This is a genomic window from Streptosporangium sp. H13245 (assembly GCF_055690525.1).
On sequence record NZ_JBSZKT010000081.1, the window covers coordinates 1 to 923 of the forward strand.

1 protein-coding gene is annotated in these 923 nt (G+C 65.0%); it reads right to left on the reverse strand.

Going from position 1 to position 923, the window contains the following annotated elements; translation table 11 throughout:
* On the reverse strand, positions 1 to 923 hold a 923-nt coding region (locus ACW9TB_RS39325), incomplete at both ends, for an alpha-amylase family glycosyl hydrolase (protein ID WP_472753208.1).

Consider the following 923-nt stretch of genomic DNA (forward strand, 5'->3'; position numbering starts at 1 on the left):
GAGAATCCCGCGTTGCGGTCGGGGCTCCATTGCATGGGGGTGCGGACGCCGTCGCGGTCGCCGAGCCAGATGTTGTCGCCCATGCCGATCTCGTCGCCGTAGTACAGCACGGGGGAGCCGGGCAGGGAGAGCAGCAGGGCGGTGAACAGTTCGATCTGGTTGCGGTCGTTTTCCAGGAGGGGGGCCAGGCGTCGGCGGATGCCGACGTTGGCGCGCATCCGGGGGTCTTTGGCGTATTCGGAGTACATGTAGTCGCGCTCGTCGTCGGTCACCATCTCCAGGGTGAGCTCGTCGTGGTTGCGCAGGAAGATGCCCCATTGGCAGTTTTCGGGGATCTTCGGGGTCTGGGCCATGATCTCGGAGATGGGGTAGCGCGACTCGCGGCGCACGGCCATGAAGATGCGGGGCATCAGCGGGAAGTGGAAGGCCATGTGGCACTCATCCCCGCCGGTGGCGGAGTCGCCGAAGTACTCGACGACGTCGGCGGGCCATTGGTTGGCCTCGGCCAGCAGTACCCGGTCGGGGTAGAGGCGGTCGATCTCGGCGCGGACGCGTTTGAGGTATTCGTGGGTGCGGGGCAGGTTCTCGCAGTTGGTGCCGTCTTGTTCGAAGAGGTAGGGGATGGCGTCCATGCGGAAGCCGTCGATGCCCAGGTCCAGCCAGAAGCGCAGGACTTCGAGCATGGCGTCTTGGACGTCGGGGTTTTCGTAGTTGAGGTCGGGCTGGTGGGAGAAGAAGCGGTGCCAGTAGTACTGGCCCCGGACCGGGTCGTGGGACCAGTTGGAGGTCTCGGTGTCGACGAAGATGATCCGGGCGTCCTTGTAGAGCTCGTCGTTGTCGTTCCAGACGTAGAAGTCACCGAACGGCCCCTCGGGGTCGTGGCGGGAGGCCTGGAACCACGGGTGCTGGTCACTGGTGTGGTT